Origin of the sequence: Nocardia sp. NPDC005745, assembly GCF_040630775.1 — a bacterium.
Taxonomy (GTDB): Bacteria; Actinomycetota; Actinomycetes; order Mycobacteriales; family Mycobacteriaceae; genus Nocardia.
This window is the reverse complement of the sequence record NZ_JBEXYF010000002.1, coordinates 56542-76930: the sequence shown is the minus strand read 5'-3', so window position 1 is coordinate 76930 and position 20389 is coordinate 56542. Positions and strand designations below refer to the sequence as shown.

The following is a 20389-nucleotide window of genomic DNA, read 5'->3' as shown; positions in this document are numbered from 1 at the left end:
TGCGCACACTGCGCGACCCGAACATCGCTGTTCGGGTCGCGTTCGGAGGGGTATGCCCGCTCAGGCGGCGGTGGGCAGAAGATCCAGGTCGGCCGTGCGCAGCGGCGCGGCGGAACTGGTCAGGTAGCGCTGCAGGGTGGAGCGCTCGTCCAGCACCAGCCAGGTGATCCGGTCCGCGTGCTCGGGCTGCTGGTCCTTGGTGGTGATGCCCACCGGGGTGCCGAGCGCGTAGGAGCCGTCATCGGTGACCGGGACGGTGATGGCGCCGATCTTGGTGGCGGCCCGCTCGGCCACCACGGCCTCGATCGGCTGGTCGATCGCCACCGCGATACGGGTGCCCGGCCCCGCGCCGATGCGCAGCAGCAGCCGGGCCAGGCGGTTGGACCAGCGATCGAGCTCGGCGTAGGTCAGGTCGCAATCGGCGGTGGACACCACGACTGCCTGCGGGTCGACCTCGGCGACGGGCTGTGCGATCGGCAGGGCGTACAGGTTGTCGGCGAGCGAATCGGTCAGCGTGTGCATGTCGTGTCCTCGAGAGTCGATTGAGAGGTTCTTGGCGTACCTCTGAATCTCGTCCTCGAAGGGGCTTTCCGACAGCAACCCCAGCGCTGGTCCGCGCACTCCCAGGGTGGGGGAAACCGCACCCAAGGGGGTGGGTGGCGGTCAGTCGGTCACGTAGCCGTTCAGCGTATTGCGCAGATCGGTGAGCAGGGCGCGGGCGGCGGTGAGGCCATCGCCGTGCCAGACGCTGTCCTCCACGGCGAACACCCGGCGATCGGTGGCGGCGCCGAGTTCCTTCCACTCGTCGGTGCGCAGCACAGCTTCGGCGTGCTTCTTGCCCTCCGGGCCCGCGAGGATCACGTAGATCAGGTCGCCATCCACCTTCGTGGCGAACGCGTCCTCGTGCACGTCGAACGAAGCGCCGCGCTGAGCCGCGGGACGCTGCACGCCCGCGTCGGCCAGCACCTGGCCGGAGAAGCTGTCGCCGCCCTGCACCCGCTCGGCGTCGGCGGTGAACCTGACGACCGACGCCTGGGTCTGGCCCGCCGCCAGCGCCACACCGGTGTCGCGCGCCTCGGTGCGGTAGTTCTGCAACGCGGTCTCCGCCGCGCCGCGACGTCCCAAACCGGCGGCGAACGCCGCGAATTCGGCCTGCCAGCTGTCGTTCGAGCCGACCAGCACCGTCGGGGCGATGGCCTGTAGCGCCGCGAAACTCGCCGACTGCGTGGGGATCTCGCCCAGAATCAGGTCGGGGTGCAGGTTTGCGATCCGCGCCGGGTCGGGCTGCGCCACGGTGCCGACGGCGGGGATCTTCAGCACGCCGGTGCCGAGGTATTCCGGCTGCGGACTGGGCCCGTCCATCGTCACCGTGCCGACGACTCGCTCCCACAGACCGAGTGCGCAGACCGCGTCCAGCGCGGAGGTGCTGAGCACGACGACGCGCTGTGGGTCGGCGGGCACCTCGGAGACGCCCGCCGCATGGGTGACGCTGCGGGTCGCCTCGCCCGCCGGATCCGGCGCGCTCGGCAGCGCGCATGCCCGGGTGGTGTCGCGCTCGAGTCCCACCACGCCCGCGCCCGCGATATTGGTGGTGGTGCGCACGATGGACGCGGCGTCGTCGGTGGTGCCGCCGCACCCGGCCACGAGGAGCGCGGCGCACCCCGCCACGACCGCCCGGAACCGGTGACCGCCCGCGCTGCCGCGGGTCCGGACCGCGCGAATTCGGCCGCGTACATGCAAAACGTCGCTCACCGGCATGCGAGTGAGGGTACATGTCGGCGCCGGTCGTCCCATGGGTGAGGTCGGAGCCGTGAACGTCCGCGCACCGGGGTTCGGTGGGCACCGGGTTGCACCGCCCACGGCCCGAAATCGAAGGGAATCAGGCTCGATTGCCGCCGATGCTGAAGCGGGCGCCGGTGGCGTCGGTGACCGCGGACATGCGGCCGTAGGGGGTGTCCTCGGGCGGGGAGAGCACCGAGCCACCGAGTTCGACGAGGCGTTCGACGGACTTGTCGACGTCGTCGGCGCCGAAGTAGACCGTCCACCCCGCGGGGGCGCCCTCGGGCAGGAATGCCGAGGCGTCCATGACCCCGCCCAGCATCGGGCTCTCGGCGTGGATGGTGGAGTAACGGAACTCCGGAGCGTCGGAGATGGTGAAGACGTCCGACCAGCCGAAGACGCCCCGGTAGAACGCCAGCGAGGCGTCGTAGGCGCGGGTGTGCAGCTCGAACCAGGACGGCGCGCCCGCGTGGTCGCGCCACTGGCCGCCCGACACCAGGCCCATGGTCTCGAACCCGGGGAACGTCCCGGCCTGCCAGATGCCGACGCCCGCGCCTCCGACGTCGCCGAGCACGGCCATCGTGCCCAGTTCGCCGACCGCCATCGGCGGCACCACCAGCGACGCCCCCGCCGCGCTCGCCGCATCGGCGGTGGCCTGCGCGTCGGCACTGGCCAGATACACCGTCCACTGCTCCGGGCTGTCGGTGTCGCCGGGCATCCTGGCCATCGCGCCCGCCACCGCGCGCCCGTCCTTGCGGAAGGTGACGTATCCGCCGAACTCCTCGCCCGCGCTCTCGGCGGTCCAGTCGAACAGGTCGCGGTAGAACGCGATACTGCGATCGAGGTCGGAGGTGTACAGATCCACCCAGCAGGGATCGCCGGGCTTGCGGCCGTTCGGTGTCGTCATCGCTGGTCTCCTGGTCGAGAGGGAAGTCGTGTCACCGATACAGACGCCCGCCGCCCAAGGAACTCATCGGTGATACGGAAAGGCCCCGGCCGGCCGCGTACGCTGTGAAGGAGCAAGCGGCAGCCGCTCGAACGTGAGCCACTAGAGCGCCGCGAACAGGCCGCGCCGCAGGTGCCGCCAAACAAATACGACAGAGAGTAGGACCCGTTCGGTCGGCTCGGGAGGCGCGGGTTTACGATTCGAGGAGCGCAAGCGAACTGTCGTCTGTCCCGACATAGGGATGGATGCGATCAGCGGAGCCTGCGGAGCGAATTGAAGGCACCTTTCAGGAGGATCAGTGACTGCCGTAGAGCCCCAGCCAGTCCCTCAGTTGGAAGCGACTCGGCCTTATCCGGCTCGGACCGGGCCGAAGGGCTCGTTCATCTACAAGATGGTCACCACCACGGACCCCAAGGTCCTGGGTGTCATGTACCTGACCACGTCGATGGGCTTCTTCCTCATCGGTGGCCTGATGGCCCTGCTGATGCGCGGTGAGCTGGCGCGACCCGGTCTGCAGTTCCTCTCGACCGAGCAGTTCAACCAGCTGTTCACCATGCACGGCACGATCATGCTGCTGTTCTACGCGACCGCGATCGTGTTCGGCTTCGCCAACATCATCCTTCCGCTGCAGATCGGCGCCCCCGACGTCGCCTTCCCGCGCCTGAACGCCTTCAGCTACTGGCTGTACGCGTTCGGCGCCAGCATGGCGACCGCGGGCTTCATCACCCCGGGCGGCGCCGCGGACTTCGGCTGGACGGCGTATGTGCCGCTCACCGACATCCTGCACTCGCCCGGCGTCGGCACCGACCTGTGGATCCTGGGCCTGGCGGTGTCCGGTCTGGGCACCATCCTCGGTGGCGTGAACATGCTGACCACCGTCGTCTGCCTGCGCGCTCCGGGTATGACCATGTTCCGGATGCCGATCTTCACCTGGAACATCGCCGTCACCAGCGTCCTGGTGCTGCTGGCCTTCCCGCTGCTGACCGCCGCGCTGTTCGGCCTGGCCTACGACCGCCACCTGGGCGGCCACATCTACGACCCGGCCACCGGCGGCATCCTGCTCTACCAGCACCTGTTCTGGTTCTTCGGCCACCCCGAGGTGTACATCATCGCGCTGCCGTTCTTCGGCATCGTCTCGGAGATCTTCCCGGTCTTCTCGCGTAAGCCGATCTTCGGTTACACCACGCTGGTCTACGCCACCCTCGGTATCGCCGCGCTGTCCATCGCCGTGTGGGCGCACCACATGTACGCGACCGGCGCGGTGCTGCTGCCGTACTTCTCGTTCATGACCTTCCTCATCGCGGTCCCGACCGGTGTGAAGTTCTTCAACTGGATCGGCACCATGTGGCGCGGTCAGCTGACCTTCGAGTCGCCGATGCTGTTCTCAATCGGCTTCATCGTCACCTTCCTCTTCGGTGGTCTGTCCGGCGTCATCCTGGCCAGCCCGCCGCTGGACTTCCACGTCACCGACTCGTACTTCGTCGTGGCGCACTTCCACTACGTGCTCTTCGGCACCATCGTGTTCGCCACCTACGCGGGCATCTACTTCTGGTTCCCGAAGATGACCGGCCGGATGCTGGACGAGCGCCTGGCGAAGTGGCACTTCTGGACGACCTTCATCGGCTTCCACACCACCTTCCTGGTCCAGCACTGGCTGGGCGCCGAGGGCATGCCGCGCCGCTACGCCGACTACCTGCCCGGCGACGGCTTCACGACGCTGAACACGATCTCCACGATCGGCGCCTTCGTGCTCGGCGCGTCGATGCTGCCGTTCCTGTGGAACGTCTTCAAGAGCTACCGCTACGGCGAGGTGGTCACCGTGGACGACCCGTGGGGCTACGGCAACTCCCTCGAGTGGGCCACCACCTGCCCGCCGCCGCGGCACAACTTCTACGAGCTGCCGCGCATCCGCTCCGAGCGCCCCGCGTTCGAGCTGCACTACCCGCACATGGTCGAGCGCATGCGCGCCGAGGCCCACGTGGGCTGGGGCGCGGGCAAGCACGCGACCGAGCTGCACGAGCCGAACGTCCTGGCGAAGTAGGGCGTTTCCGCGCCGGGGCAACGCACGGGCGACGTCCGGCCCCGCCGTAGGATTCATCGCGACGAGTGTGCACCCGCTGGTCATCAGCGGGTGCACACTCGTTTGTGGAGATCAGTACGCACCGTGCGTTGCGACAACGACGTCCAGCACAGCGACGGCGAACATCGAACATGGAGCGCATCAGTTGGCCGACACCACCGTCCTCGTCACCGTCACCGGACCCGACCGCCCCGGTGTGACCTCCGTGCTGCTGGCGGCCATGTCCCGGCACCACGTGAGCCTGCTGGACGTGGAGCAGGTCGTGATCCGGGGCAGGCTGACCCTGGGCGTCCTGGTCACCTGCCCGACCGACGCCGAGGCGTTGCAGGACGAACTCGAAGAGGCCATGAACACCGTCGGCATGCACGTCGACGTGGAGGTGGACGCGGCGATCGGCAGGCAGCCGATGTCCACGCACGCGGTGGTGATCCTCGGGAGCCCGGTCACCGCGCGGGCGTTCAGCGCGGTGTCACGGCAACTGGCCGTCTTGGGCGCCAATATCGACACCATCCGCGGTATCGCCGACTACCCGGTGACCGGCATGGAGCTGATGGTCACCGCGACCGACTCCGGCCCGGACACCGACTCGCGGCTGCGTACGGCGCTGGCCGAGGTCGCCGTGGCCGAGCAGGTGGACGTCGCCGTGGAGCGGGCCGGGCTGGCCCGCCGGGGCAAGCGGCTGATCGTGTTCGACGTCGACTCGACGCTGATCCAGGGCGAGGTGATCGAGATGCTCGCGGCACACGCGGGCGTGGAGGACGAGGTCCGCAAGGTCACCGAGGCCGCGATGCGCGGGGAGATCGACTTCGCCGAATCGCTGCGGCAGCGGGTCGCGACGCTGGCCGGGCTGGACGAGTCGGTGATCGATGAAGTGGCCGACCGGATCGAGCTGACCCCCGGCGCGCGCACGACCATTCGCACCCTGCGCCGGATCGGTTTCCGCTGCGGCGTGGTGTCGGGCGGCTTCCGGCAGGTGATCGAGCCGCTGGCGCACGAACTGGAACTGGACTTCGTGCAGGCGAACACGCTGGAGGTCATCGACGGCAAGCTGACCGGCCGCGTCGTCGGCGAGATCGTCGACCGTGCGGCCAAGGCAACCGCGCTGCGCAAGTTCGCGGCCGAGGCCGGGGTGCCGATGGAACAGACCGTCGCCGTGGGTGACGGCGCCAACGACATCGACATGCTCAACGCCGCCGGGCTCGGGGTCGCCTTCAACGCCAAGCCCGCGCTGCGCGAGGTCGCCGACGCCGCGCTCTCGCATCCGTACCTGGACGCCGTCCTGTTCATCCTCGGGGTCACCCGGCACGAGGTGGAGGCCGCCGACGCCAGGGACGGCCTGCTGCGCCGCGTTCCGCTGGGGTGAGCGGTCCGGAACCGAGCATTCGGACGACTCGCGGCCTGCCGCTGCGCGGATCGCCGATCGGTAGGCTCTCCGCGAGTTGATCATTCGCCGATCGGAGGACAGGTGCGCAAGTCCCTGCTGGTGCTGCTGCTCTGCTCGGCGGTGGTGGGTTGCGGCAACGACTCGCGCGAGACCCATCCCGCCGAGGACGCGAAACCTGTTGTGCGGGTTGGTGATGCCGACGACGGGCAGCAGCGGCGGCTGTGGGTCGGACAGCGCCTGGTGGTCGCCCTGCCTGCCAACCCGTCGACCGGATACTCCTGGAGTGTCGCGCAGATGGATTCGTCCGCGGTGCGGCAGGACGGCGAGGCGGATTACGAGCCCGATCCGGCCGTGCCGGTCGCGCCGGGCGCGGGTGGCACCGCCGTATGGAACTTCGTGGGCATCGCGGCGGGTGTGACCGCGTTGAGGTTGGAGTACACGCGTCCATGGGACCAGGGCTTGGCACCGGCCCGGACGTTTTCGTTGACGATCGAGGTGCAGTGATGACGCGCATTCCGGACTGCGGCGCCGAAGTCGGGCGCGGCGCAGAGAATTTCACGGCCGCCCCGCCATCGGACTTCGCCCCGGAGACATCGGATATCGCGACTTTCCATGCCCGGCATGCGGAGCTGGCGCGCGGCTACCACGGCGCGGGCGATCCGGACGACCCCGCCATGGTGCAAGCGATGCAGATGGTCCTGCACCTGCCCAAGGCCGATCCGCCCCCGCGCAGCGCGCTGCTGGCAGCGGCCGCGGCCGCCGCGGTGGCGCTGTGCCTGGACGAGCGGGTCGGGCCCGGCGGCGAGTGGGAACAGCCGTATCTCGCATGGAAGCGGTCGCGCATTCGCAAGGTGGCCCGGCGGGCGCGCGGCGCGCAGTGGCAGGCGACCTGCGCGGTACCGGGTGTCACCGTCGAGATCGACGGCGCGCAGGCGCGCGCGTTGGTCCCCGGACCGGTGGGCGAGGTCGATCCGCGGATCAAGCGTCTGCAAATCGGCGGCACCGATCTCGAGCACGACGCTCCCGGGCCGCCCGATCCGCTCCTGCCGGTGCTGTGGGTGAACGCCGCGCTCGGGATGACGCTGGGCAAGTCGGCCGCGCAGGTGGGTCACGCGAGCATGCTGCTGGCCGGGGCGCTACCGGTCGAGCACGCGCTGCGCTGGGCGGAATTGGGCTTCAGGTGCGCGGTGCGCGAAGCCGACCCGCCGCGGTGGGCGTCGCTGGCCGGGCAAGTGGCCGACGGCGGTGCGGTCGCCGTGCGCGACGCCGGATTCACCGAAGTAGCGCCGGGCTCGATGACGGTGATCGCGGTCCCCGCCCGATCCTGGTGAAACCTCCCGCGGCGCCCCCTCGTGGGCGTGTCGGTGCGGCGGCCGACGCGGTCGTGACGGCGGCGTTCCGGCGTAGATCCGACCGACCGGATCGGTTTTCCCTCCCCGCGTTGGCAAGTGTCCCCTCAGGTGGGCCAAGATGGAGCGCGTGCCGCAACCGGATCCCGATCTGCTCATCGATTTCACCGACGTGACCGTCCGCCGCTCGGGCCATACTCTCGTCGGTCCGGTCACCTGGCAGGTCGAACTCGACGAACGCTGGGTGGTCCTCGGCCCCAACGGCGCGGGTAAGACCTCGCTGCTGCGGATGGCCGCCGCCGAGATGCACCCCACCGCGGGCGTCGCCCATCTGCTCGGGGAGCGGATCGGGAAGGTGGACATCAACGAGTTGCGTCCGCGCATCGGCCTGTCCTCGGCCGCGGTGGCCGGCCGGGTTCCGATCGATGAGAAGGTCAGCGACCTGGTGGTGTCCGCGGGCTACGCGGTGCTCGGCCGCTGGCGGGAGCGCTACGACGAGGTGGACACCGACCGCGCCATCGACATGCTGGAAAGCCTCGGGGCCGAACATCTCTCGGACCGCACCTACGGCACGCTGTCGGAGGGCGAGCGCAAACGGGTGCTCATCGCCCGCGCGCTGATGACCGATCCCGAACTGCTGCTGCTCGACGAACCCGCGGCGGGCCTGGACCTGGGCGGCCGCGAGGAACTGGTGGAGCGGCTCGGCGATCTCGCCGCCGACCCGGATTCCCCCGCGATCGTGCTGGTCACCCATCACGTGGAGGAGATTCCCCCCGGCTTCACCCACGGCCTGCTGCTCAACGAGGGCGAAGTGGTCGCGCAGGGACTGCTGTCCGACGTGCTCACCTCGGAGAACCTCAGCGACGCCTTCCGTCAATCGATCGCGCTGGATCGAGTCGACGGACGTTACTTCGCGCGCCGCTCGCGCCGCGCGGGCCGGCACCGCACCCGCTGACTCGGACGGTGTCCGTCGCTCACCAAGCGCGCGTTAGGGTGCAGGGGTGAGTGAGAAAGAACCGCAGGCAGACTCTCAGCAACCGATCAAAGACGCGTCGACGGTGATGCTGGTGCGCGACGGCGCCGAGGGGCCCGAGATCTTCCTGCAGCGCCGGGTCGGCGCCATGGCGTTCGCCGCGGGCATGACCGTGTTTCCCGGCGGCGGCGTCGACCCGTCCGACGGGACCGCGGACATCGCCTGGTCCGGGCCCGAGCCCGCGTGGTGGGCCGAGCGGTTCGCCACCACCGAGGCCAGGGCCAAGGCGCTGGTCTGCGCGGCCGTCCGGGAGACGTTCGAGGAGTGCGGCGTGCTGCTGGCAGGCCCGACCGCCGACAGCGTCGTCTCCGACACCACCGGTTACCGGGACGCCCGCGGCAGGCTGGAGCGCAGGGAATTGTCGCTGGCATCCTTCCTCGCCGAGGAGAAACTCGTCCTGCGCGCCGATCTGCTACGGCCGTGGGCGAACTGGATCACCCCGGTCATCGAGCCGCGCCGCTACGACACCCGGTTCTTCGTCGCCATCCTCCCGCAGGGGCAGCTCGCCGACGGCGCGACGTCCGAGGCGGCGGAGGTCCGGTGGAGCACCCCCGCCGAGGCGCTGGAGCGCTGGCGCGCCGGCGTCGACGTTCTGCTCCCGCCGACCTGGTCGCAACTGGTCGCGCTCGGCGAATTCCGCGCCACCGCCGACATCCTGGCGGCGCAGCCGGCGATCGATCCGATCCTGCCCGTGCTGGCCGATGCGGACGGTAGACAGCTGCTGTCCTTCCCGGACAACCACCGCTACTTCGCCGATCTCCCCGACGCCGGGCGACTCAAGGGATCCGTGCGGCCCTGACGACGGGCCGGGTGGGCGCATAAGTGCCCCTGCCCCACGCGGAGGGTGGGCGCGGTGTGCCTCCGGCGAATGCCGCTCGCCGTCGTCGGGCCTGACCGCCGGTGCCGGTGCGCACCCGGTAGCGTGGCCTGCCATGGCCGAATTCGTGACCCTGGAGCTGCCCGAGGGCGACGCCGCGCGCGGCGTGGCCGTCCTGCGGTTCGCCCGCCCGCCGATGAATCTGCTGAACGCGCAGCTGGTGCGGGAACTGGCCGAGGCGGCCGATGCCGTCGCCGCCGACCCTGGCGTTGCCGCGGTGGTCGTGTACGGCGACGAACGCGTGTTCTCTGCGGGCGACGATGTGGCCGAACTGTTCGGTCTCGGCAGTGACCAGGCCGCCGCCATGGCGGCCGACTTGCAGCAGGACCTCGGTTGCCTGGCCCGGATCCCGCAGCCCACGGTCGCGGCGATCAGCGGTTACTGCCTCGGCGGTGGGCTGGAGCTGGCGCTGGGCGCGGACCGCCGCGTCGTCGGTGACAACGTCAAGCTGGGTCTGCCGCAGATCAAGACGGGCTTGATCCCGCTCGCGGGCATCCGCCGGCTCGCCCTGCTGATCGGACCGGGCCCGGCCAAGGACCTCGTCTACACCGGTCGTTTCGTCGAGGCGGACGAGGCGAAGGCGCTCGGCCTCGTCGACGAGGTCGTCGCGCCGGACGACGTGTACACCGCCGCGATGCGGTGGGCGCGCCAGTTCGCCGACGGTCCCGCCCGCGCGCTGGCCGCCGCGAAAGCGGTCTTCGAAGCAGGTCCGCACGGCCTCGATCGCGCCCGTGGCGAGTGGTCGGCCCTGTTCACGACGCAAGATCGCCTGATAGGAACAGGTTCCTATCTGACCGACGGTCCCGGGTCGGCGGAATTCGTGGGGCGATAGCAGGCGTCAACTGCGGATTTGGGTAGGCTTGCCGACCATGACGGTACGTCCCGACGACCCCGCGCCGAACCCGCACGCCACCGAGGCAGAGGTCGAAGCAGCGCTCAAGGATACGAAGCTGGCCCAGGTTCTCTACCACGACTGGGAGGCCGAGACCTACGACGACAAATGGTCCATCTCCTATGACGAGCGCTGTATCGAGTACGCGCGCGGCCGGTTCGACTTGGCCGTGGGTCCCGCGCCATTGCCCTACGGCAAGGCGCTGGAACTGGGCTGCGGTACCGGCTTCTTCCTGCTGAACCTGATGCAGGCGGGCGTGGCGAAGTCCGGCTCGGTCACCGACCTGTCGCCGGGCATGGTCAAGGTCGCGCTGCGCAACGCGCAGCACCTCGGTCTCGACGTGGACGGCCGGGTCGCCGACGCCGAGACCATCCCCTACGACGACGACACCTTCGATCTGGTGGTCGGCCACGCGGTGCTGCACCACATCCCCGACGTCGAGCTGGCGCTCAAGGAATGCCTGCGCGTGCTCAAGCCGGGCGGCCGCTTCGTGTTCGCCGGTGAGCCGACCACGGTCGGCAACTTCTACGCGCGCTGGCTGGGCCGGATCACCTGGAAGGCCACCACCACGGTCACCAAGCTGCCGATGCTCAGCGACTGGCGGCGTCCGCAGGAGGAGCTGGACGAGTCCTCGCGCGCGGCGGCCCTGGAGGCTGTCGTCGACCTGCACACCTTCGATCCGCGCGCCCTGGAGGCGATGGCCCGCTCGGCGGGCGCCGTCGAGGTGACCGCAAAGACCGAGGAATTCGCGGCCGCGCTGTGGGGCTGGCCGGTGCGCACCTTCGAGGCGGCCGTGCCCGCCGAGAAGCTCACCTGGCGCTACCGGATGGCGATGTACCGCGCCTGGCTGGGGTTGAGCTGGGTGGACGAGAACGTCATGCGCCGTGTGGTGCCGCGCCAGTTCTTCTACAACGCAATGATCACCGGCGTGAAGCCGAGCTCCGCCGGGAAGTAGTGGGCGGCGCCACCTCTCGCGACCGCATCGCCGACCTGGGCAGTGACCATGCTGCCCAGGTGCGTCGGCCCGCGTCGCCGCGCCGCAATCCGGAGATGAAGCGCCACCGAAACGGTGACCGGACCAAGGCTCGCGGGATCGCCACAGAAGTTCGGGACCAGATCGCCGTCGCGATCACCCGCACCGGCAACCCGAGCCGGGCCGTCGCCACAGCTCGGGTGACGGTCCCGACACCCGGACTCACGCTGGTCGGCACGGTGCGGACCACTACGGGAGCCCCGTAGTGGGCTACCGCTTCACCCGTGATGATGTCGGGTACCTGGGTAGCGCGATCGGCCGGGACGCGCTGGCCGAGGCGGATCGGCTGGCGCTCACCCCGGCGACGCACCTGCGGGATCTCGAGCTCGTGCGTCGCGCGCACGGCGACCGGGCGGCGGCCCTGATCGAGACCGTGCGATTGCGGCGCAGAGCCGCCGCGAAACTCCTCGACGCCGGGCAGTGGCTCTTCACCGACGACGCGCTGCAGCAGGCCACCCCGACGCTCGTGGCACGGCAGCGGGCCACCCGGCTGGCCGGGCGGACGGTGCACGACGTCACCTGCTCGATCGGAGCCGAACTCGTCGAGCTGGCCCGGGTGTGCCCGGCGGTGCTCGGCAGCGATCTGGACGAGGTGCGGCTGGCGATCGCCGCGCACAACCTGGGGTCCCACCGGCTCGGGGCGGGGGAGCGGGACTCCCGCACGTCCGCCGCCTGCCCCTCGGAGCTGACCCGGAATGTGATGCTGATCAGGGCGGATGCGCTGCGTCCGAGCAGTCGCGACACCGTGATCATCGCCGACCCGGCCCGGCGCGCCGACGGCCGCCGCACGCACGACCCGGCCAAACTCCAACCGCCGCTGCCGGATCTGCTCGCGGCCTACGCCGCCCGTGATATCGCCGTGAAATGCGCTCCCGGTCTGGACTTCGACCGGCTCGACTGGTCCGGTGAGGTCGAGGTGGTCTCGCTCGACGGCTCGGTGCGTGAGGCGTGCCTGTGGTCTCCGGGGCTCACCGAGGCAGGGATAACCCGTCGCGCGAGGGTGCTCTCGTCCAAGGGCGGCGGCTGGACCATCACCGATGCCGAACCCGACGTCATCGAGGAGCGCCCGCCCGGGCAGTGGATCATCGACCCGGACGGCGCCGTCGTGCGTGCCGGACTCGTTCGTCATTACGCCGCGAAACACGGCTTGTGGCAATTGGATCCGCGCATCGCCTATCTCACCGGAGACACCGTCCCCGAGGGGGTGCGCGGCTTCCGCATCCTCGACCGCATGGACTTCCGCGAGAAATCCCTTCGCGCCGAACTCCATCGCCGCGACTGCGGCCCTCTCGAAATCCTCACGCGCGGCGTGGATATCGACCCCGATGCGCTCCGCTCACGCCTCAAACCCCGGGGCACTCAACCGCACACACTGGTGATCACACGAATCGGCCGCGCCGCGACGGTCTTCCTCTGTTCCACCCCGTGACGATCCGGCTGCGTCGCGCGCTACGCCGGGAGTTTCGCGACGACGAGTCTCGCTGCGGCGGCCCACCGTTGGTCTGTCGGCGGGGCGGACAGATTGCTGCCGACGAGAAAGACGCGGACGACGAACCGGTCGGTGAGGACCCAAGCCTGCGGGAACTCGGCCTTCGCTTCGATGAGGACCGATCGCCCGATCCCGGGGAGTTCGCGCGTGGTGGGACTCTTCAGCCGCGCGATGGTCGCCTCGGTCACCGACCCCTGTTGCGGCCGCATCACTTTGATCGATGCGGTGAAGGACAGAATCCCACCGGCGGTGAGGTAGTAGGTGCAGCTTCGGCCGTAGGAACCGTCGTCGCGCTTGATCTTGGTGTCGTGCCCATCGCCGAGGCTCACCTCCGCCAGGGCACTGATTTCCGCCCCGCTCAGAACGCACTCGTCATCGACGGCGTGTTCCTGGAACGGCTCGTCGGCGACCGGCGCCGGTGTGGTTGTCACGGCCCGGGTCTGCGACGCTGCCACCGGACGCCCGTCGACCGTGCCGGCGCACGCCGCGGTAGACGTGAGTAGAGCGATAGCGACTACCGTCGCCCTGCCCAGACGCCCAAAAATTTCACTCTTCGCCAAAGGTCCCCCCTCGAACCAGCACACCACAAGATCGAGGCGACTCTACCGCCGACTCGGCCGCGCCGACCAACCGCGTTGCCGCGGCCTCAACTTCCATTCGCCACTACACGGCCCGGGTCAGCCGGAGAACCCGCACGTCGTACGAGCGGGGGTGAGAGAACCGACGGTGCTTACTTCTCCGGCGCGAACGCGAAGATCTCGCCGATGCGGGTGGCGACCACGACCTCGCCCTTCGCGCCGACCGACGTGCCGGTGGTGGTGCCCTTCGCGCCCGGCAGCACATCGGAGTCGAGGGTGGCCCCGGTCTGCGTGTCGAAGGTGACGAGGTTCAGGCCGTCGCCGATCGCCGCGACCGCGTAGCCGGTGTCGCCCGCGGTCTGCGCCGCGGAGCCGCGCAGCGCCAGATCTTTGCGCTCCCAGACGGTCTCCACCGCGTCGCCGTTGTCACGCAGCCCGAGCAGGTAGCCGTCGTCGCCGGAGGGGATGATCAGGCCGTCGTCCGAGACCGAGATGCCCCCGCGCGGCGTCCAGTCCAGCCGGTGGACCCACTTGGTTCGCCCGTCGGCGGTGTCCAGGGCGATCAGGCGGTTGTTGTTGTCGCCCACGTAGAGGGTGGTGCCGTCGGCGGACAGGGCCGGGCTGGTCGCGCTGCCGCCGAGCAGCAGTTCGGCGCTCCACTCCCGCACGAGCTTCTCGCCGGTGTAGCGCAACGCGACCACGGCCGCCGCGGGCCGCCCCGGCTGCCAGAGCGTCACGTAGAAGCGGCCACTGTCGGCGTCGACGGCGGAGATGGTCGCGACGGCGCACTGCGGCCCGCCGGTGGCGCAGTCGTCCAGGCCCTGGCTCGCGTCGGGCCAGCTGAGGCCGGCGTGCACGAGGAAGTCCGGTTCGCCGAGCAACTGCACGGTCGGCACCGTCCGGTCGCCTGTCTGCCTGGACAGCACGTCGACCTGGCCGGATCGCGTGACGGTCAGCAGCTTTCCGTCACCGGTGAACTGCACCGAGGCCGGTGTTCCCGCGACGGGCGTGGCCCACCGGGGCTGCCCCAGGTAGTTGAACGAGATCACCCGGCTGTCGTCGCCGACATAGACGTTGGTCATCCCGTCGACCGACGAGGGCGCGGAGATCGCGCTCGGGCCCAAGGCGTTGCAGAACCGTTTGCGGCCGGTGGCCATCTGGAAGGAGAAGATCGAGCAGTTCTGCAGGCGGGTGGTGACGAACAGCTGGCTGTCGGGCCCCAACGTGATCGGCTGGGCGATCGGGCCGCCGACCGGCCGCTGCCAACTCAGCTCGAGCTCCCGCGATCCGGTGACCGGACCGGTGCCGCTGTTGCGGCCGTCGTGATAGGCGGCGGTCCAGCCCTTGCCGGTGCCGACGGTGATGTCGTCGTAATCGGTGCCGCACCCGGCCAATGCCAGCGCGCCGACCGCGGCCAGCGCGGCCGCGGCACGTTTCCGGGACGGTCGCCACATGGAAGTAGCCAGTACGCCGCCGCTTCGCACCTGCCGCACTCCTGTCGTCGTTGGCGTTCGCCGTCGCCGTCTCCGGCGCACGAGTCACTGTACGGGAGGCCCGCGCGCGGGTGAACGCGTCCCGGCGTTCTCGTCGCGGGTGCTCGTCGTGGTGCTCACCGCGGGCGATAGGCTCTATCCGTCGCCGCCGAGGCGCGCGACGGCCGGTAGGACCACGACAGGAGAACCGTTCGTGACGAGCATGTGGGGCGCACCGTTGCGCTCGCGCTGGCGGGGATCGCGCCGCCGGGATCCGCAGCAGGCGCGTTTTCTGACGCCGGCGTCGCTGCGCTGGGTGCTCGCGAACCGGGCGTACACGCCCTGGTATCTGGTGCGCTACTACCGGCTGCTGAAGTTCCGCTTGGCGAATCCGCACATCGTGCTGCGCGGCATGGTCTTCCTCGGCCGCCGCGTGGAGATCCACGCCACCCCGGAACTGGCCCGCATGGAGATCGGCCGCTGGGTGCACATCGGCGACGGCAACGCGATCCGCTGCCACGAGGGTTCGCTGCGCATCGGTGACAAGGTGGTGTTCGGCAAGGACAACGTCGTGAACACCTATCTCGACATCGAGATCGGGGAATCGACCTTGGTCGCCGACTGGTGCTACATCTGCGACTTCGACCACAAGATGGACGACATCAACGTTCCGATCAAGGACCAGGGGATCGTGAAGAGCCCGGTGCGCATCGGCCCCGACACCTGGATCGCCGCCAAGGTGACCGTGCTGCGCGAGACCAGCGTCGGCCGCGGCTGCGTGCTCGGCGCGCACGCCGTGGTCAAGGGTGAGATCCCGGACTACAGCATCGCCGTCGGCGCACCGGCCAAGGTCGTCAAGAACCGCAAGGCGGCCTGGGAGGCGGGCGCCGAACAGCGTGCGGAATACCTCGCCGCGCTCGAGGACATCGCCCGTAAGAAGAACGGGGCCGCGCAGACCGCCTGACGGGTACCGCGCCCGCACCTCCGATCCGAGCGGAGACCTGAGGCCGGCCGGTCGAGGCCCGGATTCGTCGGCGCGGGCTAGTAGGTTCGGCGCTATGACTGCCTACGCCGCGCTGTTGCGCGGGATCATGCCGAGCAATCCGAATATGAGCAACGCCAAATTGCGCGGGGTTTTCGAATCGCTCGGCTTCGAAGGCGTCGGTTCGGTACTGGCCAGCGGCAATATCGTGTTCCACACCGCGGAGTCCGACGTGCCCGAGCTCGAGGATCGCATCCAGCAGGCGCTGATCCGGGAGCTGGGGATCGGCGGCGGCACGATCATCCGCAGCCACGACGAACTGCGCGCGCTGCTCGACACCGACCCGTTCCACGGTCTGACCCACGGGCGGGGCACGTACCTGATCGCGACGTTCCTCAAGGACACCGCCGAGCCGCCCAGCCTGCCCGAGCACCCCGACCCGCTCACCCGGGTCGTCGGCTACGACGAGGCCGCGCGCGCCTTCCTGGCGGTCATCGACAACAGCGAGCCGGGCAAGACGCCGGACTTCATGGCGTGGCTGGAGAAGACGTACGGCAAGGACATCACCACTCGCACCTGGCTCACCGTCGAGCGCATCGTCAAGAAGCTCGCGGCCTAGCCCGGCCGGGGTTACTTCGGATCGCGTTCCGGCAGCGGACGTTCCACGATCGAGGGGCGGCCGAGCGGGTTGCGCACCCGCCGCTTGGCCGAGTGGTACACCTGGGCGGTCTCCGCGGCCACCACGTCCCACGCGAAATCGGCGGTGAGCCGTTCCCTGGCGGCGTAGGCCCGCTGCTGCGCGGCGGCGGGGTCGTCGAGGGTGGCACGGACCGCCTCGACCAAGCCGTCGACGTCCGCGGGCGCGAACGAGGCGCCGGTGACGCCGTCGATCACCGCCTCGCCCAGGCCGCCCGCCGTCGAGGTGATCAGCGGGGTGCCCGCCGCGGCCGCCTCGAGCGCGACGATGCCGAATGGTTCGTACCGGCTGGGCAGCACGATCGCGTCGGCGCCGTGCAGCCAGCCGAGCAATTCGGAGTGGTCGAGCTGACCGGCGAAGTTCACCGCTCGGGCCACGCGGTGCACCCGGGCGCGCTCGCGCAACCACTCGAACTGGGTGCCGATGCCCGCGACGGTCAGGGTGGTGCCGGGATGGGCGCGGCGGATGCGGGGCAGCGCGGCGATCGCGTCCTGCACGCCCTTCTCGTACTCGAGCCTGCCCACGTACAGCAACCGGGGCGGACCGCTGCGCGGCGAGCGCGGGCGGAAAGTCCACGCGCCCACGTCGATTCCGTTGCGGATCACCGTCATCGGGATCCGCTCCGGACCGTAGAGCCGTTCGACCTCGTCCTGCATGGACGACGAACAGGTGATCAGCGCGTCGGACTCGTTGGCGAGCCACCACTCCACCGAGTGCACCTGCTTGTTGACCTTGCCCGCGACCCAGCCGCTGTGCCGTCCCGCCTCGGTGGCGTGGATGGTCGACACCAGCGGCACGTCGTAGTACTCGGCCAGAGCGATGCCGGGGTGGGCGACCAGCCAGTCGTGCGCGTGCACCACGTCGGGCGTCCAGCCGTCGCCGATGCCCGGCTTGCCGAGCGCGACGCCCGCGCGCACCATCGCGTGCCCCATGGCAAGCGTCCAGGCGAGCATGTCCTCGCCGAAGTCGAAGACCGGCGGGTCCTCCGCGACCGCCACCACCAGCACGCCGTCGGCGATGTAGGAGTGCGTGGGATGGGTCGCGGCATCGGTGCCGGAGGGGCGCCGGGACAGCACGACCACCTCGTGACCGGCCGCGGCCAGTTCGACGGCGAGGTGATGCACGTGCCTGCCGAGCCCGCCCACCACGACCGGCGGGTACTCCCACGACACCATCAAAATCTTCATGCAAGTCCTTCTGCGGCCGAGCCCGGGTCCGCCGGAACCGGTCCGTGGTCCGCGGTGGCGGAGCCCGGTCCTGGCACGGCGGCGGATACTGCCCCGGTGGCGCTGGGTACGGACCCCGCGGAGGTGAGTCGTCGCGCGTCCACGCCGGGGAAGAGTCCGTCAGCTGCCCCCCATCCTGCCGCCAACTGCCGTGCTTTCGCGAGTTGGCCCGCCCCGACGGCCGCGGCGATTTCCCGGACCGCGTGGGCGTGCCGGTGCGCCCGGTCGCGCGCGTAACCCGCGGCGGAGTCCTTGCTCACCATGAACGCCCAGTCGCTGGAGACGGTGAGGATCGCCTCGCGCAGCAGTTGATCGGCGACGTGGTCGCGCAGCCCGAGTGCGCCGCCCTGCGCGGCGCGCATCTTGTCGATGGTGTCCAGGGTCAGCCGCACGATGTCGTCGTTGAGCTCGACGAGATCACCCACCTGCTCGCCCGCCCACACCCGCCAGTCCTTGCCCGAACCCCAGGACGAGTCGGCCAGTGGTACCGGTTCGCCCAGGTAGCCGCGTGTTCGCGCGTCGGCCAGGGTGCCCACCGTGACGCCCGCTTCCGGCAGCGCGCGCAACACCTGCGCCAGCCACTGCGGCCCCTCGTGCCACCAGTGGCCGAACAGTTCGGTGTCGAACGCGGCGACGACCAGTGCGGGCCGGCCGATCCGGTCGGACTCGGCGATCAACCGTTCGCGCACGGTCCGCACGAAGTCGTCCACGTCCCGCGCCACGGCCGCGGCGGCCAGTTCCGGATCGTAGGGAGCCTTGTCCTGGCCCGCCACGTTCTTGCCGGTGACCCGCGCGGGTTTGAGACCCGTCGCGTGGTCATAGTGATGAAAGTCACGGTAGGCGCCGTGGCCCGGGTAGCCGGATTTCGGGGACCAGACCCGGTAACTCACCTGCAGATCGCGGCCGAACGCGACCACGTCGGAATCCCGCACCGGACGTCCGAGCGTCGTGTCGCCGCGCAGCGCCGGACCGTCGACCATGAAATGCGTCACACCGGCGGCGGCGTAACCGACCTCCATGCCGGGCGTGTATCCGCATTCCGGCGCCCAGATGCCCGTCGGTGTGTGACCCCAGCGGTGCCGCGCGTCGGCGAGGCCCTCGGTGAGCTGGAACCGGCGCATCCGCGGATCCAGCAGCGGCTGGAACGGGTGGGCCAGCGGGCCGCCGAGCAGTTCGATGGTCTCCGCGTCGATGAGCGCCCGCCAGACCGGCGCCGCGCCGTGCCGCCAGTGCTGCTCGAACTCGGCCAGGGCGGCGGCGGCCAAGCGATGTTCGTGCCTGCCGAGCGCGACATTGCCCGCCATGGCGGCTTCGTCGGCGCGCAGCTGCCAGTTGCCCAGCCAGTGGTGCATGCCCGCCAGGCAGTGCGGGTCGTCCAGCTGGGCCGCGAGCACCGGCGTGATGCCGAGGCTGAGCAGATGCGAACGTCCTTCGGCCGCAAGGGTTCGCAGGACCTCGACGAGGGGCAGGTAGGACGCTGCCCAGGACTGGTAGAGCCATTCCTCGCCGACCGGCCAGCGGCCGTGATGGGCCAGCCAGGGCAGGTGGGAGTGCAGGACCAAGGTGAACTGGCCCGGCACCGGGCTTGCGGCGTGCCCGCCGGGCACGGTACTGCGATCGGTCAAGGCTTCACCGCGATGGCGACCAGATCCAGACTCGCGTCGATGTCCGCGGCGAGCAGCGCGAAATCGTCCACCGTGACGCTCGCGACGTCCGCGGTCAGTTCCGCGGGCCACGGTTCGCCCGCCAGCGCCCGTTCGATCTGCGCGTCGATGAACGACCCGCCGTGCTTGGCGTCCAACGCTTTCAGGCCGGGACCGTGGTGCACGCCGATCATCTGCGTGACCTCGAAACCGGCATCGACGAGCAATTCGGTCAACTCGGCCGCGTTCAGTTCCCTGGTGTGGAACGGGTTGAGCGGAGTGTCGCGACCGGGGGAGAAGGTGATCCGGTTGGGCGTGCTGATCAGCAGTTCGCCGCCGGGGCGCAGCACCCGCAGGCACTCGCGCAGGAACTGGGACTGATCCCAAAGGTGTTCGATCACTTGAAAGTTCACCACGACGTCGACCGAGGCGTCCTCCAGCGGCAGTTCGGCGAGATTGCCCTGGATCATCTCCACGCGGGGGTAGCGCGCGCGCACGTGCTCGACGGCGCTGGTGTCGTAGTCCACGCCGATCACCTTGGTGGCCACGCCCGCGATCATGTCCGCGCCGTAGCCCTCGCCGGAACCCGCCTCCAGCACGGTCTTTCCGGCGCAGCGGTCCAGCAGGCGGGCGTAGGCGATCTCGTGCCTGCGGAACCAGTAGTTCTCCTCGGCGATGCCGGGAACGGTGCGCTCGCCGGTCAGCGGCAGTGGTTCGACGGCGCCGACAGCGGCATCGGTGTCCACGGTGCTGCCGGACGGGTCGCCCACTGCGGCAGGGATCACAGCCTCGCTCATCACTCCGACGTTACTGGCACCGCATCCGCGGGAAACACCCCACCCGGTCGCCCCGGAAGTGCGGCTCTGGCAGGCCGGACCCGGGGCCGCCGAACCGGGGCACTGTAACGCGTGGTACCCACTTGTGAGAGA

At 70.1% G+C, this 20389-nt stretch carries 20 protein-coding genes; 12 read left to right on the top strand and 8 right to left on the bottom strand.

The genetic code is table 11. The features are described 5' to 3' along the window. Nucleotides 1-60: 60 nt before the first annotated feature. The 3 genes from ABZ420_RS03320 to ABZ420_RS03310 all read right to left on the bottom strand — a co-directional run bounded on the left by ABZ420_RS03320 (nucleotide 61) and on the right by ABZ420_RS03310 (nucleotide 2686). Nucleotides 61-522, bottom strand: coding sequence for an AMP-binding protein (locus ABZ420_RS03320; protein ID WP_357116612.1), 462 nt, complete (start codon nucleotides 520-522; stop codon nucleotides 61-63). 141 nt (nucleotides 523-663) lie between these two features. Next, nucleotides 664-1758, bottom strand: coding sequence for an ABC transporter substrate-binding protein (locus ABZ420_RS03315; protein WP_357116610.1), 1095 nt, complete (start codon nucleotides 1756-1758; stop codon nucleotides 664-666). Between the two features lie 121 nt (nucleotides 1759-1879). After that, entirely contained in the window at nucleotides 1880-2686 is an 807-nt protein-coding gene (locus ABZ420_RS03310; protein WP_357116608.1) for a VOC family protein, read from the bottom strand. A gap of 337 nt (nucleotides 2687-3023) precedes the next feature. Here ABZ420_RS03310 and ctaD point away from each other — a divergent pair, with 337 nt between their 5' ends. From ctaD to ABZ420_RS03260, 10 genes are all read left to right on the top strand, one after another. Then, a complete protein-coding gene (ctaD, locus tag ABZ420_RS03305; protein ID WP_357116606.1) occupies nucleotides 3024-4766 on the top strand; it encodes a cytochrome c oxidase subunit I in 1743 nt (580 codons plus the stop codon). A 184-nt stretch (nucleotides 4767-4950) separates the two neighbouring features. Then, entirely contained in the window at nucleotides 4951-6168 is a 1218-nt protein-coding gene (serB, locus tag ABZ420_RS03300) for a phosphoserine phosphatase SerB (protein ID WP_357116604.1), read from the top strand. 102 nt (nucleotides 6169-6270) lie between these two features. Next, nucleotides 6271-6693: a protease inhibitor I42 family protein gene (locus ABZ420_RS03295; RefSeq protein ID WP_357116602.1), complete on the top strand. Its 423-nt coding sequence runs from the start codon at nucleotides 6271-6273 to the stop codon at nucleotides 6691-6693. Next, on the top strand, nucleotides 6693-7520 hold the full coding sequence (locus tag ABZ420_RS03290) for a peptidyl-tRNA hydrolase (protein ID WP_357116600.1): 828 nt from the start codon (nucleotides 6693-6695) through the stop codon (nucleotides 7518-7520). The genes ABZ420_RS03295 and ABZ420_RS03290 overlap by 1 nt, the downstream gene beginning before the upstream one ends. Before the next feature lie 139 nt (nucleotides 7521-7659). Beyond that, the gene (locus ABZ420_RS03285) at nucleotides 7660-8493 is read left to right on the top strand and encodes an ABC transporter ATP-binding protein (RefSeq protein ID WP_357116598.1); all 834 of its coding nucleotides are present in this window, start codon (nucleotides 7660-7662) and stop codon (nucleotides 8491-8493) included. A gap of 106 nt (nucleotides 8494-8599) precedes the next feature. Then, a complete protein-coding gene (locus ABZ420_RS03280) occupies nucleotides 8600-9370 on the top strand; it encodes an NUDIX hydrolase (protein WP_357116975.1) in 771 nt (256 codons plus the stop codon). 133 nt (nucleotides 9371-9503) lie between these two features. Continuing rightward, complete coding sequence (locus tag ABZ420_RS03275) at nucleotides 9504-10280, top strand: enoyl-CoA hydratase-related protein (protein ID WP_357116596.1); 777 nt, start codon at nucleotides 9504-9506, stop codon at nucleotides 10278-10280. Nucleotides 10281-10317: 37 nt separating this feature from the next. Then, nucleotides 10318-11295: a class I SAM-dependent methyltransferase gene (locus ABZ420_RS03270; RefSeq protein WP_357116594.1), complete on the top strand. Its 978-nt coding sequence runs from the start codon at nucleotides 10318-10320 to the stop codon at nucleotides 11293-11295. Nucleotides 11296-11354: 59 nt separating this feature from the next. Beyond that, nucleotides 11355-11579 carry a hypothetical protein gene (locus ABZ420_RS03265; protein ID WP_357116592.1) on the top strand — a complete coding sequence of 75 codons (225 nt, stop codon included), beginning with the start codon at nucleotides 11355-11357 and terminating at the stop codon, nucleotides 11577-11579. Beyond that, complete coding sequence (locus tag ABZ420_RS03260) at nucleotides 11579-12802, top strand: class I SAM-dependent methyltransferase (RefSeq protein WP_357116590.1); 1224 nt, start codon at nucleotides 11579-11581, stop codon at nucleotides 12800-12802. Before ABZ420_RS03265 ends, ABZ420_RS03260 begins: the two co-directional genes overlap by 1 nt. Nucleotides 12803-12822: 20 nt before the next feature. Here ABZ420_RS03260 and ABZ420_RS03255 read toward each other — a convergent pair whose 3' ends face one another. Both ABZ420_RS03255 and ABZ420_RS03250 read right to left on the bottom strand, forming a co-directional pair. Then, nucleotides 12823-13293 (bottom strand): hypothetical protein, encoded by a 471-nt coding sequence (locus ABZ420_RS03255; protein WP_357116588.1) that lies wholly within the window; start codon nucleotides 13291-13293, stop codon nucleotides 12823-12825. 299 nt (nucleotides 13294-13592) lie between these two features. After that, the gene (locus tag ABZ420_RS03250) at nucleotides 13593-14894 is read right to left on the bottom strand and encodes a PQQ-binding-like beta-propeller repeat protein (protein ID WP_357116586.1); all 1302 of its coding nucleotides are present in this window, start codon (nucleotides 14892-14894) and stop codon (nucleotides 13593-13595) included. Nucleotides 14895-15126: 232 nt separating this feature from the next. Here ABZ420_RS03250 and ABZ420_RS03245 point away from each other — a divergent pair, with 232 nt between their 5' ends. Together ABZ420_RS03245 and ABZ420_RS03240 are read left to right on the top strand one after the other, a co-directional pair. Further along, nucleotides 15127-15876, top strand: a complete 750-nt coding sequence (locus tag ABZ420_RS03245) for an acyltransferase (protein WP_357116584.1) — start codon at nucleotides 15127-15129, stop codon at nucleotides 15874-15876. 94 nt (nucleotides 15877-15970) lie between these two features. After that, the gene (locus ABZ420_RS03240; protein ID WP_357116582.1) at nucleotides 15971-16513 is read left to right on the top strand and encodes a DUF1697 domain-containing protein; all 543 of its coding nucleotides are present in this window, start codon (nucleotides 15971-15973) and stop codon (nucleotides 16511-16513) included. Nucleotides 16514-16524: 11 nt separating this feature from the next. Here the strand turns inward: ABZ420_RS03240 and ABZ420_RS03235 are convergent, their stop codons facing one another. From ABZ420_RS03235 to ABZ420_RS03225, 3 genes are read right to left on the bottom strand one after another with little or no spacing between them, the layout of a single operon-like run. Continuing rightward, the gene (locus ABZ420_RS03235) at nucleotides 16525-17778 is read right to left on the bottom strand and encodes a glycosyltransferase family 4 protein (RefSeq protein WP_357116580.1); all 1254 of its coding nucleotides are present in this window, start codon (nucleotides 17776-17778) and stop codon (nucleotides 16525-16527) included. Continuing rightward, entirely contained in the window at nucleotides 17775-19442 is a 1668-nt protein-coding gene (locus tag ABZ420_RS03230; RefSeq protein WP_357116578.1) for a glycoside hydrolase family 57 protein, read from the bottom strand. The genes ABZ420_RS03235 and ABZ420_RS03230 overlap by 4 nt, the downstream gene beginning before the upstream one ends. After that, on the bottom strand, nucleotides 19439-20257 hold the full coding sequence (locus ABZ420_RS03225) for a class I SAM-dependent methyltransferase (protein WP_357116576.1): 819 nt from the start codon (nucleotides 20255-20257) through the stop codon (nucleotides 19439-19441). The genes ABZ420_RS03230 and ABZ420_RS03225 overlap by 4 nt, the downstream gene beginning before the upstream one ends. Nucleotides 20258-20389 lie beyond the last annotated feature (132 nt).